Origin of the sequence: Acidiferrobacter sp. SPIII_3, from assembly GCF_003184265.1 — a bacterium.
Lineage (GTDB): Bacteria > Pseudomonadota > Gammaproteobacteria > Acidiferrobacterales > Acidiferrobacteraceae > Acidiferrobacter.
On sequence record NZ_CP027663.1, the window covers coordinates 1,126,278 to 1,143,044 of the forward strand.

Annotated in this window: 12 protein-coding genes, 2 tRNA genes and 1 pseudogene; 9 read left to right on the forward strand and 6 right to left on the reverse strand. The window is 66.3% G+C overall.

Going from position 1 to position 16,767, the window contains the following annotated elements; translation table 11 throughout:
* Positions 1-143: 143 nt before the first annotated feature.
* From lon to C4901_RS05820, 3 genes and pseudogenes are all read left to right on the forward strand, one after another.
* On the forward strand, positions 144-2,561 hold the full coding sequence (lon, locus tag C4901_RS05810) for an endopeptidase La (protein ID WP_110136533.1): 2,418 nt from the start codon (positions 144-146) through the stop codon (positions 2,559-2,561).
* Positions 2,562-2,708: 147 nt separating this feature from the next.
* Positions 2,709-2,980, forward strand: a pseudogene (locus C4901_RS05815) (HU family DNA-binding protein).
* Between the two features lie 36 nt (positions 2,981-3,016).
* Positions 3,017-3,092: transfer RNA gene (locus C4901_RS05820), tRNA-Val, on the forward strand.
* A 209-nt stretch (positions 3,093-3,301) separates the two neighbouring features.
* Here C4901_RS05820 and fdhD read toward each other — a convergent pair.
* Positions 3,302-4,120: a formate dehydrogenase accessory sulfurtransferase FdhD gene (fdhD, locus tag C4901_RS05825; RefSeq protein ID WP_110136534.1), complete on the reverse strand. Its 819-nt coding sequence runs from the start codon at positions 4,118-4,120 to the stop codon at positions 3,302-3,304.
* Between the two features lie 674 nt (positions 4,121-4,794).
* On the opposite strand from fdhD, the gene C4901_RS05830 reads away from it, so the two are divergent.
* Positions 4,795-4,871: transfer RNA gene (locus C4901_RS05830), tRNA-Asp, on the forward strand.
* A 474-nt stretch (positions 4,872-5,345) separates the two neighbouring features.
* Positions 5,346-7,262 carry a SurA N-terminal domain-containing protein gene (locus tag C4901_RS05835; RefSeq protein ID WP_110136535.1) on the forward strand — a complete coding sequence of 639 codons (1,917 nt, stop codon included), beginning with the start codon at positions 5,346-5,348 and terminating at the stop codon, positions 7,260-7,262.
* 41 nt (positions 7,263-7,303) lie between these two features.
* Here the strand turns inward: C4901_RS05835 and C4901_RS05840 are convergent, their stop codons facing one another.
* From C4901_RS05840 to gloB, 3 genes are all read right to left on the reverse strand, one after another.
* Positions 7,304-8,095, reverse strand: coding sequence for an enoyl-ACP reductase (locus C4901_RS05840; protein WP_110136536.1), 792 nt, complete (start codon positions 8,093-8,095; stop codon positions 7,304-7,306).
* Between the two features lie 249 nt (positions 8,096-8,344).
* Positions 8,345-9,841, reverse strand: a complete 1,497-nt coding sequence (locus C4901_RS05845; RefSeq protein ID WP_110136537.1) for a LysM peptidoglycan-binding domain-containing protein — start codon at positions 9,839-9,841, stop codon at positions 8,345-8,347.
* 62 nt (positions 9,842-9,903) lie between these two features.
* Positions 9,904-10,701: a hydroxyacylglutathione hydrolase gene (gene gloB / locus C4901_RS05850; protein ID WP_205736213.1), complete on the reverse strand. Its 798-nt coding sequence runs from the start codon at positions 10,699-10,701 to the stop codon at positions 9,904-9,906.
* On the opposite strand from gloB, the gene C4901_RS05855 reads away from it, so the two are divergent.
* From C4901_RS05855 to dnaQ, 3 genes are read left to right on the forward strand one after another with little or no spacing between them, the layout of a single operon-like run.
* Complete coding sequence (locus C4901_RS05855; protein ID WP_110136539.1) at positions 10,700-11,452, forward strand: class I SAM-dependent methyltransferase; 753 nt, start codon at positions 10,700-10,702, stop codon at positions 11,450-11,452. The genes gloB and C4901_RS05855 overlap by 2 nt on opposite strands.
* Positions 11,445-11,906 carry a ribonuclease HI gene (rnhA, locus tag C4901_RS05860; protein ID WP_110136540.1) on the forward strand — a complete coding sequence of 154 codons (462 nt, stop codon included), beginning with the start codon at positions 11,445-11,447 and terminating at the stop codon, positions 11,904-11,906. The genes C4901_RS05855 and rnhA overlap by 8 nt, the downstream gene beginning before the upstream one ends.
* Positions 11,906-12,622: a DNA polymerase III subunit epsilon gene (dnaQ, locus tag C4901_RS05865; RefSeq protein WP_110138539.1), complete on the forward strand. Its 717-nt coding sequence runs from the start codon at positions 11,906-11,908 to the stop codon at positions 12,620-12,622. Before rnhA ends, dnaQ begins: the two co-directional genes overlap by 1 nt.
* Here the strand turns inward: dnaQ and C4901_RS05870 are convergent.
* Positions 12,619-13,806 carry an MFS transporter gene (locus C4901_RS05870; RefSeq protein WP_205736215.1) on the reverse strand — a complete coding sequence of 396 codons (1,188 nt, stop codon included), beginning with the start codon at positions 13,804-13,806 and terminating at the stop codon, positions 12,619-12,621. The genes dnaQ and C4901_RS05870 overlap by 4 nt on opposite strands.
* Before the next feature lie 213 nt (positions 13,807-14,019).
* Here C4901_RS05870 and C4901_RS05875 point away from each other — a divergent pair, with 213 nt between their 5' ends.
* Positions 14,020-14,907, forward strand: coding sequence for an alpha/beta fold hydrolase (locus tag C4901_RS05875; RefSeq protein ID WP_110136541.1), 888 nt, complete (start codon positions 14,020-14,022; stop codon positions 14,905-14,907).
* On the opposite strand, the gene C4901_RS05880 is transcribed toward C4901_RS05875, so the two are convergent.
* Positions 14,882-16,765 (reverse strand): diguanylate cyclase domain-containing protein, encoded by a 1,884-nt coding sequence (locus tag C4901_RS05880; RefSeq protein ID WP_168185565.1) that lies wholly within the window; start codon positions 16,763-16,765, stop codon positions 14,882-14,884. The two genes, C4901_RS05875 and C4901_RS05880, sit on opposite strands and share 26 nt — an antisense overlap.
* Between the last annotated feature and the right edge of the window lie 2 nt (positions 16,766-16,767).

Here is a 16,767-nt window from a genome sequence, read left to right on the forward strand (position 1 = left end):
CTTCGCCGCAGGCGCGTAAGGCCTGGTGATGCGGCTGCTGCCGGGCTTGATTTCGGGCCGGCCCGGGCCCACTTATCCGAGCATGCCCCCGGGCCGCTTCCGGGGGCCCTTCCACTTCGGCGCGCAGCGTCGCGAGGGCAGCTATGACTGAAGAAACGCATTTGTCGCAAGCGCCGGACTCCGCCGCCATCCCGGTGTTGCCGTTGCGGGACGTGGTCGTGTTCCCGCACATGGTGATACCGTTGTTCGTGGGCCGCAAGAAGTCCATCAAGGCCCTCGAGCGGGCCATGGAGGGCGGCAAGCAGATCATGCTGGTCGCGCAGAAGAGCGCGTCGGATGACGATCCGGCGCCCACCGCCATCCATACCATCGGCACGGTGGCCAACATCCTTCAGCTCCTGAAACTGCCCGATGGCACCGTCAAGGTGCTCGTCGAGGGCGAGCAGCGCGCCGAGGTGACGCAGTTCGTGGAGACCGGCGAGACGTTTTCCGCGGAGGTCAACAGGCTCGCGAGCGAGGATCTGAACGACAAGGAGGGCGAGGCCCTCATGCGTTCGGTGCTAAACGAGTTCGATCAGTATGTGAAGCTCAACATGAAGATCCCGCCCGAGATCCTGACCTCGCTTGCGGGGATCGATGATCCGGGACGCCTCGCCGATACGGTCACGGCTCATTTGAGCCTGAAGATCGAGGAAAAGCAGCAGATCCTGGAGATGCTGAATGTGCGCGACCGGCTCGAGCACATCCTAGGTGTGATGGAGTCGGAGATCGATCTCCTGCAGGTGGAGAAGCGCATCCGCGGCCGGGTCAAGCGCCAGATGGAGAAGAGTCAGCGCGAGTACTATCTGAATGAGCAGATGAAGGCCATCCAGAAGGAGCTTGGCGACCTCGAGGACAACCCGAGCGAGGCCGAGGAGCTCGCGCAGAAGATCAAGAGCGCGGGCATGCCCAAGGAGGCCCGCGAGAAGGCGCAGGCCGAACTGAACAAGCTGAAGATGATGTCGCCAATGGCCGCCGAGGCCACGGTCGTGCGCAACTATATCGACTGGCTGCTTGCGGTGCCCTGGAAGAAGCACAGCAAGATCCGCAAGGATCTGACCGAGGCCGAACGCATACTCGAGGCCGATCACTATGGTCTTGAGAAGGTCAAGGAGCGCATCATCGAGTATCTTGCGGTCCAGCAGCGCGTGAACAAGCTAAAGGGACCGATCCTGTGTCTCGTGGGGCCGCCAGGCGTCGGCAAGACCTCGCTTGGGCAGTCGATCGCGCGCGCCACCAACCGCAAATTCATCCGCATGTCGCTTGGCGGGGTGCGTGACGAGGCCGAGATCCGCGGCCACCGTCGGACCTATATCGGGTCTTTGCCGGGAAAGATCATCCAGAACATGGCCAAGGCCAAGACCCGCAATCCGCTGTTCATGCTAGACGAGGTCGACAAGATGGCCATGGACTTCCGGGGCGATCCGTCATCGGCGCTCCTGGAGGTGCTCGATCCGGAACAGAACCACGCCTTCAACGACCATTATCTCGAGGTCGACTATGACCTGTCGGACGTCATGTTCGTCGCGACCTCCAACAGCCTGAACATTCCAGGGCCCTTGCTCGACCGCATGGAGGTCATCCGCCTGTCGGGATACACGGAAGACGAGAAGATCAATATCGCGATGCGCTACCTGGTCGAGAAGCAGAAGCAGAACAATGGGCTAAAGACCGGCGAGCTGCAGTTGTCGGAGACCGCCGTGCGTGACATCGTGCGCTATTACACGCGCGAGGCCGGAGTGCGCAGTCTCGAGCGTGAGATCGCCAAGATCTCGCGCAAGGTGGCCCGTGAGCTCTTGCTGAACAAGAAGCGCGAACATGTCGCGGTGAGCGCCAAGAATCTCGACAAATATCTCGGGGTGCGTCACTTCCGGTATGGCATGGCCGAGCAGAGCAATCAGGTCGGGCAGGTCACGGGACTTGCCTGGACGGAGGTCGGCGGCGAGCTCCTTACCATCGAGAGCGCGCTCCTGCCGGGCAAAGGCAAGCTTACCATCACCGGCAAGCTCGGTGATGTCATGCAGGAGTCGATCCAGGCGGCCATGAGCGTCGTGCGCTCACGCGCCTTGTCCCTCGGGATCCCCGAGGATTTTTATCAGAAGCATGATTTTCACCTGCATGTGCCGGAAGGGGCGACGCCCAAGGACGGGCCGAGCGCGGGGATCGGGATGTGCACGGCCATGGTCTCGGTGCTGACGGGCATCCCGGTGCGCGCCGATGTGGCCATGACCGGCGAGATCACGCTGCGCGGCGAGGTCCTGCCGATAGGCGGTTTGAAGGAGAAGCTGCTTGCGGCGCACCGGGGTGGCATCAAGACCGTGATCATTCCCGAGGAGAACCGCAAGGATTTGGTCGAGCTCCCTAAAAACATCCAGGAGTCGTTGGATATCAAGCCTCTGCGTTGGATCGATCAGGTTCTCGATGTGGCCCTGGAGCGCATGCCAAAGCCGCTTGCCGACACCTCGGAGGGCGGCAAACCGCGCGAGGTCGAGGCCGAGACGAAGACGATACGCACACACTGACACGGGCGGGCCTGTGGCGCGGGAGGGCTTTTCCGACGGGTGTCGGGCTTTCCTTGACAGCGGCACGGGCCCGCTTGTATAAGACGAGACTGATTGCGACGCCGGCGCCGAGACCGGCATTTGGGACCACTAGCTAGGGAGCACCAAGTGAATAAATCCGAACTGATCGAGAAAGTGGCCGAACAGGCCGATCTCAACAAGGCCTCGGCCGCGCGCGCGGTGGATGCCGTGTTCGACGCCATCACGCAGGGTTGCGCAACGGTGAGACCGTCAATTTGGTGGGCTTTGGCACGTTCTCGGTGGGTGAGCGCGCGGCGCGCAGCGGCCGTAATCCGCGGACCGGAGAGACCATCGATATCGCCGCCTCGCGCAATCCGCGTTTCAAGGCCGGAAAGGGCCTGAAAGACGCCGTCAATTAGGTTCCTCCCGGTGGTGGTGGGACGCCGCCGTCTTTCGGGTGCTTAGCTCAGTTGGTAGAGCGTCGCCCTTACAAGGCGAATGTCGGGGGTTCGAATCCCTCAGCACCCACCAAAAACAAGGCCAAGGTATACCCATAGCGCCGGGTCGGCACGGGGAACATTCGCGGGACGCTGGATCGGGAAAGGGGGCGCGTCGACTGTAAGGTCACGCCATCACCTCCCGCTCATGCCGCCTAGGAAAGAGTCGCGCATGACTGCCACGGGCGCGGGGGATGGCGCCGGCTGGTTGTGCCTGTGGGCATGTTCTTGTCGGTCCGATCTCTAGCGGCTGTGCGCGAGGCGTTCGCTGTGCGTGTAGATGGTCATTCGCCCATCGCGCGCATAGCCCGCGAGTATCAGACCGTGACTTTCAGCGGTATGGATGGCGAGACTGCTTACCCCGGAGATGGCGGCCACGGCCGGGACCGCGAAGCCTACGGCCTTGAGGGCGATCTCGAAGCCCAGGCGCGACGAGACCCCGAGCAGGGCGGCATCGCCCGGCCGCCAGCCATGCGCCAGTGCGGCGCCTATCACCTTGTCCACGGCATTGTGGCGACCGATGTCTTCGCGCACTATGGTGCCCGCGGTCCCCGTAAGGATGGCGGCGTGCGCGGTCCCGGTGCGATGATTCAATGCCTGTTGCCGGGCCATATGACGCATCCGCTCATGCACCCAGTCGGGACGCAGGGGGGCTGCCATGGACACCGGTGGAAAGGGGATGAGGCTGTCGAAGCGGGGGATTCCGCATAAGCCGCAGGCGCTGGCCCCGACCCCGCTGCGACGCTTGCGTGCGGCCCGGTCGGCCGCCGGTGGCGCGAGCTGGAGATAGGCGGTCCAGTGACCGGCGGCGGTCGTAACCCATTCCCAGGCGCTGATCTCGGTGATATCCCGCAAGATGCCCTCGCTCCACAGGAATCCACGCACGAAATCGTCCCTGTCGACCGGCGTGACCATCATCACCGCATGGGGGGCGCCGTTGATCACAAGCGACAATGCCGCCTCCTCGAGCACCGCCTCCTGTCGTTCGTGGGCCGACAGGCCGGGTCTTACGAGCACTGCCGGGCGCAAGCCTATGGCCTCGTCGTCTGTTCCTGCGTACATAAAACCTCTCGTTGCGTCGCGGGGATCGATATCTCGCCCCTTGTGATATCGCGCACGGGATAGTCCGCGCGTCTGTGCTATCAAGCGTCTCTTGCCCCGCGCCCGGTGCAAAATTCCTGCGGGTCGTAACCGGCTGGCATGGCCTACAGGGCGCCGCAAGGCGCCCATCCCGGCGCTAGGCCCAGGCGCCCAGCGTGCGCGGCCGTTTCGCGGGGCACCGGTCTCCCGATCTGATTCGGCGGGTCTCGTGTCGCAAGCCGAGGATGAGATCCCTGCGGCCGGGGGGCGAAGGGCGGTCCGTCACGCGGTTGCTGACACCCGGCTTGGGTGGTGATGGTCGACGATCTGGCCATGCCCGGGCATCCGCCCTTTCGGGTAGCGCCACCGCGGTGCGGTCACGATCGCTCGTGTGTGACCGATGCGCGCGCCGGAACGCCCGAGATCGGCAGGCGGCCGTCGCGAAGCTGGGACGCAAGGATTGCCAGCAGGTTGCGAGGCATGCTCTAATAGATGGGATCAGCTGCCGGCCTTGAGCGATGCGTCGTCACAGGCGCATGGTCTCCGGGAGTGCTGCTGAGTCGGTGCGAAGGTAGGGTCGAAAGGTGGGTCCGCGGGGTTCCGGTGCGAACGGGTACGGGGATCGCGGATCGATCACGCCGCCATCGTGTATGTTGGGAGTGGTAGTTCAGTTGGTTAGAATACCGGCCTGTCACGCCGGGGGTCGCGGGTTCGAGTCCCGTCCACTCCGCCAATTTCCTGAATCGAGCCGTCTGAGGCAATCGCGCAGACGGTCCTCCGGCAAGAATCGAAAGTATCTCCTTGCATTTCATGACCGCCTCGCGCAGGCGAGACCGTGATCGATGAGCCCGTCGCGCATCGGATGGCGATCGTCCTGGCGATGCCGGACTGTCGCTGTGCTTGATGTCCCGTTGTCCCCGCGGCGACCTCGACGGGGCGGCTTTTGGTTGCCCGTAGGGAGCAGCATCAGTACAATCGCCGGAGCCCGTCGGCGCCGCGTGCGTGTTTCGCCCGGATTGTGGTGGTGCGACTGGTAGGCGATGGGACCGCAAGCGGACAGTCCCAGACCGCCAGCGTCCTGACCCGAGTCGGCGGATCGGGCGAGGCGGCCACAACGAGAGGCGCCAGGGGAGGAGCGGATCATGGTCGCCTTCCGTGGCGTCGCGGCCCCGAGGGGGATCTTTAATATGAGGCCTGTCTTAAGTCTATGTTGAATGCGCTTCGAGAAAAGACCCAGGGGTTGATGGGGGCCGCGCTGCTCGTAATCCTTGTCGTGCCGTTCGTGCTGTGGGGGGTCAGTTCCTACTTTGGCGGGGCAGCGAAGGTCTATGTGGCCCGGGGCCATGGCCTGCGCATCACGCAAGAGCAGTTTGCGCGCGCGCTTGCCCAGCAGCGCGTCGCGCTGGAGCATGCCTTCGGCAAGAACCTGAACCCGGCGCTGCTTTCGAGCGGCAAATTCAAGAGGGCCGTGCTCCGCGGTCTTATCAATAAAACCCTGCTGATCCATTCGGCGCTGAAGGCCGGCTATGTCGTCAACCGCGACGAACTCGCCTACGAGATCCGGCACATCCCGGCCTTTCGGGTAAAGGGCCATTTCAGCCCGACGCGCTATCGCGAGCTGCTGGCCGGCCAAGGGCTCACGGTACCCGGTTTCGAACGCCGCGTGCGTGATCTCACGCTCTTGAATGAGGTCAAGGCCGGCCTGTTGGCGAGCGCCTTTGTGCCGCAACAGGTGGTGGCGCATGCCGCGCGCCTTTTTGGGCAGAAACGGGCGTTTGCCTATGTCGTGTTGTCGCCGCGGCAGCTCATGTCGACGGCCCCGGTGAGTCCCGCGCGCATCCAGCAGTATTATGCCAAGCACCAGCAGGCGTTCCGCCTGCCGCAACAGATCCGTATCGCCTATGTTGTCCTGTCGCCGCATGCCGTCATGCACACCATAAAGGATCAGAAGGTGGGGATGGCGGCCCTGCAGAGGGCTTATCAGGCGCACATCGCGCAGTTCACGCGTCCCGAAGAGAGGCTGGTGCGTCACATCATGATCGCATTGCCGCCGCATCCGACGGCCCAGGCCATAGCCTCGGCCAAGGCGCGGCTCGTGGCGCTGCGTGCCCAGATTCAACATGGCGCGTCGTTCGCGGCGCTCGCGCGGCGCTATTCCCAGGATCCGGCGTCGGCCGCCCACGGCGGCAGCCTGGGGTTCGTGACTCAGGCGGACCTGTCCAAGCCCGTGGGGCGTGCCGCGTTCGCGTTGCCGCTCCACAAGGTGAGCGCGCCCATTGTCGGTCGCTCCGGGGTGCATCTCCTGGAGGTGAGCGCCATTCGCCCGGCAAGCGTCGTACCGTTCGCGAAGGTACGCGCGACGCTTGCGCGCATGGTACTAAAGAAGCGTGCGCGCAAGCGCATGTATCACCTGTCCGAGCGGCTGCGTAATGCCGCCTACGAACATCCCCATGGTCTCGCCCCGGTGGCGCGCCGGCTCGGTATCAAGGTGCGCGAGAGTGGTTGGTTCACGCGCGCGGGAGGGGTCGGCGTGGCGGCCCTGCCGCAGGTGGTGAAGGCGGTATTCGCGCCCAAGGTGCTGGCCGGCCGCCGCAACACCCATGCCATCGCCGTTGGGGCGGATGCCCTGGTGGTCGCGCATGTGGTGGCGCGCAAGGCCGCGCGCTTTCAGCCCCTGGCCACGGCCCGGCCGGCGGTGGTCCGCGCCATTCGCGCCGCCGATGCCCGCCGGCGTGTCAAGGCCCGCGAGGCCCTGCTTTTGAAGGAGCTGCGCAAGGGGGCGTCACTTAAGGTGCTGGCCCGGCAGATGCATCTCGTGCTCGAGGTGCCGGCGGCCGCCGAGGCGGTGACGCCGGGCCTCGCGCCGGCGCTCTTGAAGGCGGTGTTTGCGACGCCGGTATCGGTCGCTGCCCATCCGGCGCCGGGCAGCGCGCATCTCGGCCACGGGCGGCGCGCGGTGTTCGTGGTCCATCAGGTGTTGCCGGGGGTCGTGCACCCGGGCAGCGCACGCTACTTAAAGCTCGAGCGTTCACTGATCAGCGATAGCGGGGTGGAGACTTACCTTGCCTATATGAAGAGTCTGCGCACGCGCGCCCACATCCATATCAACGCGTCCGCGTTGTAGGGGCCGGGGCACGGCCGTACGGCCGTGCCCCTTGGTCTTTCTTAGCCCGCCCCCTCGCCCATGCCGATCATGTGGTAGCCGGAGTCTACATAGAGGATCTCGCCTGTGATGCCGGAGGCAAGGTCCGAGGACAAGAAAGCGGCAGCCTGACCGACTTCCTCTATGGTCACGCCGCGACGCAACGGGGCGTTGCGCTCGTAGTAGTCGAGCATCCTGCGAAAATCGCTGATTCCCGCCGCCGCCAGGGTCTTTATGGGCCCGGCCGATATCCCGTTCACACGCACCCCGTGCGGCCCGAGACTCTGGGCCATATAACGCACATTGGCCTCAAGACTCGCCTTGGCGAGCCCCATGACATTGTAGTGCGGCACGACGCGCATGGCGCCCAGATAGGACAGCGTAAGGAGCGAGCCCTTGCGGGGGATGAGGGCCTCGCGCGCGCCCTTGGCGAGCGCCGCGAAGCTGTAGGAGCTGATGTTGTGGGCCTCGAGGAAGCCCTCGCGGGTCACGGCGTCCAGGTAGTCGCCTTCGAGCTGTTCGCGTGGCGCGTAGGCCACGGAATGGATGAGGGCGTCAAACCCCTCGGGCCAGGCCGCGCGCAGCCGCTCGAACAGGGCGCTGATATCGTCGTCGCGGCCGACGTCGCAGGGCAGCACGATGCGGCTTCCGGTAAGCGCCGCCAGCCCCTCGACACGGCCCTGCACCTTCTCGTTTTGGTAGGTGTAGGCAATCTCGGCACCCTGCGCGTGCATGGCCTGGGCGATCCCCCACGCGATCGACCGCTCGTTTAGTGCGCCAACGACGAGGGCACGTTTACCCGCCAAGAATCCCATGAAGTGATCTCCGTTGCGTATGAATCAAGTCCCCGGCCGAAAGGCCGGGGCTTTATGAGGATGCGATCCGCGCCACCTGCGCTGGACGGGCATCAACGGCGGTCGGACCATCCCTGGTGGGGCATGGGCCTTGCCATCGGCGACGCGCTTTGCGAACCGCAGTCTAACGCCATTTCGTGCGCGACTAAAGCTGGGCGGTGGGCCGCGCCGTGCCCCGGCGGCCGGGAGACCGATCGGGGGAGATGAAACTTACTCGGTGACGCGCGTTTTGGCCATGGCCGATGGGACCATGGCCGGGGACGCCCAGATCAGGATGCGCTGTCCGAGACGCAGGACGTCATGCGCATTCAGCACGTTCCAGCGCTCGAGCTGCGTCACATAGACACGATAGCGTTCGGCGATGCTCCATAAGGTGTCACCAGGCCGCACGCGGTGGATGATCTTGACGCGCTGCGGCCCGCTGTGTGCCAGGGCCACCTCCGTGTGTGCCGCCTGATGGCGGGATACCACGAGGCGTCGCCCGGCCATGGGGATCAGAAGGCTTTGCCCGACATGGAGGAGGTTACCATAAAGATGGTTGGTCGAGCGGATCGAGGCGATGCTCACGCCATATTGGCGGGCGATCCCATAGAGCGTATCCCCAGGCACTACGCGGTGTCGCGCCCACTGCATGCGATCCTGCGGCGGCAGCTGGCTCAAGCCCTCGATCAGCGCCGCCTTGGTGGCCACCGGCACGAGGATGGTGTGCGGGCCGTTGGGCGCGGTCGCCCATTGCGTGAAGCCCGGATTGATGGCATAGAGTTGCTTGAGCGACATATTGGCGAGCCGGGCGATCACGCTGAGATCGACCTGCGAACCGGTATTGACGCGCACGAAATAGGGGCTGTTGGGGATGGCGCGCAGCGTCAGGCCGTATTTCGCGGGATCCCGCACGATATTCACGAACGCCATGAGCTTGGGCACATAGTGCTCGGTCTGTAACGGCAGTCTGAGATCGCGGTAGTGGGTGCCGAGCCCCAGGGCCTTGTTGTGGGCGATGGCGGCCTCGACCGTGCCCTGCCCGGCATTGTAGGCGGCCAAGGCGAGGTCCCAGCTGTGAAATTGGTTGTGGAGTGATTGAAGGAAGTCGAGCGCGGCGTTCGTGGAGGCGATGATGTCGCGCTCGCCGTTGTACCACCAGTTGTTCTTGAGACCCCAGAGCCGCCCGGTGGACGGCTCGAACTGCCAGAGGCCGATGGCCGCGGATCGCGAATAGGCGTCGGGTGAATAGGCGCTCTCGATGGCCGGCAGCAAGGCGATCTCCATGGGCATATTGCGCTTGCTGACGTCCTGCACGATCTGGTAGAGGTACAGGTTGGCGCGTTGCAGCATGTTTTCGACATACTGGGGGTTGTTCGCAAACCACTGTTCGTAGCGCGCAACCCGCGGACCTTCCATGCGCGGCAGCCGTAGTCCGGCGCGAATGCGATTCCAAAGGTTCGAGTATTTCTTGTCGCTCGTGTCAACCGTATGGCCGGCCCGGATGTGATCGATCGCCGGCACCGGGCACTCACCGACCTTGACCACCGCCGGGGCATGCGCGGCCGCCTTGTGCGGGACTTTGGTCTTGATGACGTTTGGGTTTGTAGGCGATGTGGATCCCGGCGAGCCTGGTCGCGGCATGGGTGCCATGGCGCAACCTGCAAGACTGGTGAGCAGGACGCCGAGGCCCGCGAAGCGAAGCGTTTTAGTGGGAGCGGTTGCCATTTAAGAACGCCGTGATCATAAGGCCGAACTATAGGTTCTGGCAGCCTCTGCGTCAACGATGCTTATCCTTTAAAACCATCCTTCCAGCGCCGTAGTGTAGCGAATACGGCCGCGTCCGTATCCAACCTTCGGTGGCTGATGGTGGCGGCGGCTTGGCGGATGGCGTGTTGGGAGGTGCGCAGGAAGGGGTTGATGCGCCGTTCGTCGGCGATTGTGCTGGGGATCGTCGGCTGGCCCGCGGCGCGCAGACGGCGCGCGCGGCGTTCGAAGGCGAGGATGGCGTCGTTGTCGGGCTCCACGGCGCGCGCGAATGCGAGATTGGCGAGCGTGTATTCGTGACCGCAGTAGACGCGCGTGTCCAGGGGCAAAGACGCGAGGCGCGCAAGCGAGGCATGCATCTGAAAGGCCGTGCCCTCGAACAGCCGCCCGCAGCCCGCGACAAACAGCGTGTCCCCAGAGAACAGGCGGCCGGCCCCGACATAGGCCACATGTCCGCGCGTGTGTCCCGGCACCGCCAGCACCCGGTAATGCCCGCCCGCCTCGGACCCGACGATGTCGCCGTCGGCCACCGGATGCGTGACGCCGGCGATGGATTCAGCGGCCGGCCCGTACACGGGGATGGTATAGTGTCGCGCCAGCGTAGCGACCCCGCCCACGTGGTCGCCATGGTGGTGGGTGCACAGCACATACGCCGGTTTCAGCCCGTGCGCCGCGAGCGCCGCCATGACCGGATCGGCATCCCCGGGATCCACGATCGCGACAAGGCCGGGTTCCGGTCCGGGGGCAAGCCAGATATAGTTGTCGCGAAAGGCGTGGACTGCCATCACCTCGTCCATGCCGGCAGTGTGAGGGTAAGCCATGGGGGAGTCAACGGACGAGGGCGCGGAGGCGCGCGTCGAGCGCCTGCGGGCATGGTTCGAGGGACCGCTTGGCGAATCCCTGCAGGCCATCGAGGGGCACCGATTGCGCGAGGTCCTGCCGGCCTTGCCGGGGACCTTCGCGGTTCAATGCGGTTGGTTGGGGCGTCGCGACCTGCTGGAGTCGAGCCCCACGGCCGTCCATCTGCTGGTCGATCCGGAGCCCGCGGCGCAAGGGTCGCAATGGGTGGTGGGGCGCGCCGAGGCACTGCCCTTGGACAGCAAGTCCGTGCAGGTGGTGGTATTGCCGCACTCCCTGGACGTATCGGAGGCGCCGCATCAGCTGTTGCGCGAGGCGCATAGGGTGCTCGTGCCGGAGGGCCATATCGTGATCCTTGGTTTTAATGCCACAAGCCTTTGGCGGCTCCCCTGTCTCGTGCGCCGCGGCGCGCATCGCGCCCCCTGGTGCGGGGACTGGATCGGTGTGCGCCGGCTGCGCGATTGGTTGTCCTTGCTCGATTGCGAACTGACGCACGGCGCCATGCTGTACTACCGGCCGCCGCTCGCCCGCCAGGGTTGGATGGATCGGCTGTTTTTCATGGAGCGCATGGGGGATCGCTGGTGGCCGCTCGGGGGCGCGGTGTATATGCTCGTGGCCAGGAAGCGGGTGGCGGGGGTCACGCCCATCCGTCCGGCCCTGCGCCGATCGCGCGTGCGCGCCATGTCGCAACCCGCGGGGGCCCGTTATGGCTAAGGTGGTGATCCATACCGATGGGGCATGCCGTGGCAATCCCGGGCCGGGGGGCTGGGGCGCCATTCTCGAGGCCGACGGTCGCGAGCGGACCTTGAGTGGCGCGGAGGCGGCGACCACCAATAATCGCATGGAGTTGCAGGCGGCGATTGCGGCCTTGAAGGCCTTGAATCGCGCCTGCGATGTCGAGCTTGTGACCGACTCGCAGTATGTGCGCCGGGGTATCACCGAGTGGCTTGCGCAATGGAAGCGGCGCGGGTGGTTGACGGCCGCACGGCGTCCGGTGGCGAATGCCGATTTGTGGCGTGAGCTGGATGCCGCCGCCAGCCGTCATACGGTGCACTGGCGGTGGGTCAAGGGTCATTCCGGCCACCCGGGGAACGAGCGCGCGGACCGTCTCGCCAACGATGCCATCGACCGCCTGCTCGCAGGCGGCGTCAAGGAGCGGAGATCGTGATACGACAGATCGTGCTGGATACGGAAACCACGGGCCTTGAACCCTCGGAGGGGCACCGCATCATCGAGGTGGGGGCGATCGAGATCGTCAACCGGCGCCTCACCGGGAGGCGTTTTCACCAATACTTGAATCCGGATCGCGAGATCGACGCGGCGGCGATCGAGATCCATGGCATCACCAACGCCATGCTCGAGGACAAACCGCACTTCGCGGATGTGGCCGCGGAGTTCCTCGGGTTCATCGAGGGCGCCGAGCTTTTGATCCATAATGCCCCATTTGACGTGGGCTTTCTGAATGCCGAGCTCGCCCGCGCGATTGGCGGAGGATGCGTATTGCCGGTGAGCGCGATCGAGGACTGCTGCACGGTGCAGGACACCTTGAGGCTCGCGCGCACCCTGCATCCGGGCCAGAAAAACAACCTGGACGCCTTGTGCCGGCGTTACAGTATCGACAATAGTCAACGGGTCGTGCATGGCGCGCTGCTCGATGCCGAGATCCTGGCCGACGTCTACCTGGCCATGACCGGTGGCCAGACGGCCTTGTTCGACGAAGAGAGCACCGCAGTCGAGGTGGTCGCGACGGAAGGCTTTTCCTACGAGGGCGGCGCGCCGCTCGTGATCGCGCCGTCGACCGAGGAGCTGGCCGCCCACGAGGCCTATCTGGAGATGCTCGACAAAAAGAGCGGCGGCCGCTGTCTCTGGCGGCTGCTCGGCTAGGATGCCGGGCGGGCGGCCGATCGGTCGCCTCCGGAGAGCGCGAAGGCCACCGCCCCCAAGGCCAGCAGCGCGGCCAGCGTGAGGAACGCCAGGCGGTAGCCGCCGGCGCCGATCAGCACGCCGGTGAGCACGGGGCCGGTGGCCTGACCGATGTCCATGATCGAGCGCAGCACGCCCATGCTGGCGCCAAAGCCCCCGGATCGCGCGCGATCGGCGACCAGCGCCCCGGTGGCCGCGGTGGTGGCCGCGAACCCGGCGCCAAAGGCGGCATTGATGACGAGCAGGGCCGAAAAGCGCGCGGTAAACGGCAGCGCCGCCACCGCCAGCATGCCGACCGTAAGGCCGGTCAGGATGAGGGTGCGGCGCCCGAAGCGGTCGGACAGGGCGCCGAGCCGGGGTTTGAACAAGACCACGATCCCAAGCTGCGTCCCAAGGAGCACGCCTATGGTCCATGCCGGCCATCCGCGGTGCGCGGCGTAGACGGCGAGAAACGCCTCGACGGATCCGAACACCAGGTATTGCAGGGCCTCGATGAGGCTCGTGGTGAGCACCACGCGGTCGGCAAGCACCGCGGCGGTATGCGCCGCGCTGCTTGCGGTACGGTCCGGACCGGGGCCGGGGGCCGAATCGGGGGGGTGATCCGTGGTGACGCGCAGACCCAGGGCGAGCGCCAGGACACCGGCTGCGGCGCAGCCGATATAGACCCCCGGGAAGCCGGCGGCGGAGATCAGGACGCCCCCGAGGAACGGCGCGAGTGAGCGTCCGACGGTGCTGACCGCGCTATAGACACCCAGGGCGTGCCCACGGCTCTGCGGGTAGCGCGCGACGATCTCGGCGCCCACCACCGTACCGAAGATGGCGGTCGCGAAACCGTGATAGAAGCGCACGATCGCGAGTTCACCTATGGTATGCACGAGCAGGTACAAAAATGGCGCGGTGGCGAACACGAACAGGGCGGCGATGAGCAGCGGCCGTGCCCCCAGGCGGTCACGCAACAGTCCCGCCGGCAGGCTGATGAGGATGCCCGGTACGGTCGAGGCCATGACCGTCCAGCCGATGAGCGACGGGGGTGCGCCGAGGGCGCGTGCAAACAGCGGCAAGGCCGGGGTCTTGGCCATCGTGGAACTTAAAAGCGCAAACGCCCCGGTGAGCGCGATGGCGGTCAGAAACGAAAGTCGGCGCACGGGGAGGGCTCAGGCGGTTGGCGAAGGCATGAGAAGACGGGCAACCTCGGTGACGGCAAAGATCGCCGAGGATAACGCGAAACGGCGTGTCAAAGAAACCAGGGCGCGGACCATGAGCGCCGCGGCCGCAAGGGGCCGTACGCGCGTCGTGGCGGGCCTCACGGGATTTTGGCGACAGCCGATGCCGCGGTCGGTCTGTGACGGGGGGCGGCGATGATTACGAGCGAGACGCGCTTACGCCTGACGCTCGCCGACGGCCGGGTCTTGGCGTACGCCGATTGCGGGCCGCCCTCGGGCGTGCCGGTCGTTTACTGTCACGGGTTTCCGAGCTCCTCGCGCGAGGCCGGTCTGCTGGCGCCGGTGTTGGCCGCCGAGGGCGTGCGCCTTATCGCGCCGGATCGTCCCGGCTATGGCGCATCGAGCCCACAGGCCGGCCGCAGCCTCGGCGGCTTCGCCGACGACGTCGCGGCGCTGCTCGATCATCTGGGTGTGGCGAAGGCCGCCGTCATCGGCGTGTCCGGCGGTGGCCCCTATGCCTTATCCCTGCTCGCCCGCCTGCCCGGGCGGCTCGGCCCGGGGGCGCTGGTGGCGGGGCTCGGCCCGCCGTCGGCGCTGGCCATCTCGCGCGCGGATTTCTTCCCGATCGTGCGCTGGGCGCTGCATGTGGTCGGCATCGCGCCGGCCCTGGCGCCGCTTGTGGCGCGGCCTGTGGTGCACGCGCTGCGCCTGCGCGGACGTCTGCGCCTTGGCATGCGTCTGACCGCCCCGGCCGATCGCGAGGTGCTGGCGGACCCCGCGATCCTCGACATCCTGGTGGGCGCGCAGCACGTGGGGCTTATGCAAGGGGGGTACGCGGCCGTGCAGGATCTGCTCCTCTATGTGCGGCCGTGGGATGTCTCGCTTGCGGCGATCCGCGCGCCGTGCACGCTCTGGCACGGGACCGCCGATCGTATCGTGCCGGCGGCGGTGGCGGTGGCACTTGCCGAGGTGCTGCCGACCGCCCGCCTGCGGCTCATCCCCGGCGAGGGCCATTATTCCCTGCCGATCCGCCACCGCCGCGCCATTGTGCGCGAGCTCATCGCGAGTGGACACTGGTCTTGAACCAGTGGGCCGCCGATCGCGCATCGAGTTCGGGGGCGAAGATCAGCCCCTGCCCATAGCGACAGCCGAGCCGCTCGGCGGCCTTCTGGCGGACGAGGTTGTCGACCCCATCGGCATACAAAGTGAGCCCCAGGGCCTTGATGCCGGCGGCCAGGGCGCTGAGCAGGCGGGTGTCGGCGGGGTCGCGCGCGGGACGGCACTTGACGCCGTATACGGGGGCGGCGCTGATATGGGCAAGTCCGGCGCGCCCCCCCGGAAAATGGTCCACGAGCAGCAGAAATCCCTGGTCTCCGAGGGCTGCGGCAAGCCGCTGGGCGGCGGGCGCATGGGCCGCGAGGGTGGTATCCGACAACTCCAGGATGACCGGCGTCTGGGTGTCGCGATAAAGTTCCGCGCGCCAGTGTGAGAGGCGCGCCGGGAGCCGGGGATCATAGAGATCGGTGGCCTGGAGGTTGATGTGCAGCGACACGGGTGGCGATCCGCGCGCCACCCAGTCGCGCCGGACCAGGGTGAGCAGCCGCTCCAGGAGGCGCTCGCGCAGGTCTCTTTCCGTCAGATTGGTGATCGCCTCCTCGCGCACGATGGTCCCGTTGGGCTGGCGCCAGCGCAGGCGCGCCTCGAGCCCGGCCATCCGTCCGTTACCATCGACGATCGGCTGGTAGCTGGGCCGCCAGAGATCGTGCGCGAGGGCCTGCTCGATATCGCGGTAGCGCTGCGCGCCGGCATGGACGGGGGCGGTCTGCGTGGGCGCGAAGCACTGATAACGGCCGCCTCCGGCGCGTTTGGCCTCATACATGGCCTGGTCGGCATGCTGGAGCAGGACGTTCGGTGGATGGTCGTCGAACGGGTAGATGGTAAGACCCACACTGATCGTGACGGTGAGCGAGCGGCCTTGAAACAGGATCGGCTGGCGGGTCGCCCGCAGGGTGCGCTCGAGCAGGATCTCCACTTGTCCCAGTTGGGTGATGTCCTCCATGATGATCACAAACTCATCCCCGCCATAACGGCTCACGGTGTCGGCCAGGCGCACGGAGCCTGCGAGCCGGTCGGCGACGGTCGTGAGCAGGTGATCGCCGGCCTCGTGCCCCAGCTCGTCATTGACCCCCTTGAAGCCGTCGACATCGAGCAGGGCGATGACCAACAGGCAGTCGTTGCGCATCGCCCGCCGCCTTGCGTGGGTGAGGCGATCCATGAGTACGCCGCGATTGGGCAGGCCGGTGAGCGGGTCGTGACGCGCATCGCGGGCGAGTGCCGCCTCGAGCGCCGATCGGTAGCAGGCATGGCCTATGAACGCCGCGAACGCCTCCACCAGCCGCCGTTTGCGCGGCCCCGGGGCGCGCGCGGGGCGCGTCCGCCAGCCCAGCACCAGGGCGCCCTCGACGCGGCCTGCGACACGCGTCGGCACCAGCAGGTGGGCGTGGATGCCGAGCGCCGCGAGTTCCGGCGCGGCGAGCGGTCCCTGGACGGAGTCGGCGATATACAAGGTCTCGCCGGCGGCGAGCGCGGGGCCGGCGGCGGCCGGGTGGTCGTCGGCGATGCGTACAGGGACCAGGTCGCGGTGATCATCGTCGGCGGTGAGCGTGCCCAAGAATTGATAGCGCAGGTGCTGGCCGTGGCGGCGTATCAGGCCCGCGTAGTGGGCGTCGACCGCCAGCGCCGCGGCGCGCGCGGCGTTTGAGAAGAAGCGGTCGAACTCCAGTGTGGCCGCGAGCTCATGAAAGAGCTGCTCGGGGGGCGGTGACGAGGAGTGGTTGCGTGTGGCCATGACGCCCTCGATGATCTGCGGAAACGCATCCCCGGGGGTTGCCGTTGGCGATGCGCGCCGGGCCTCCTGCCCAGGATCGATTCCAAGGATCATAG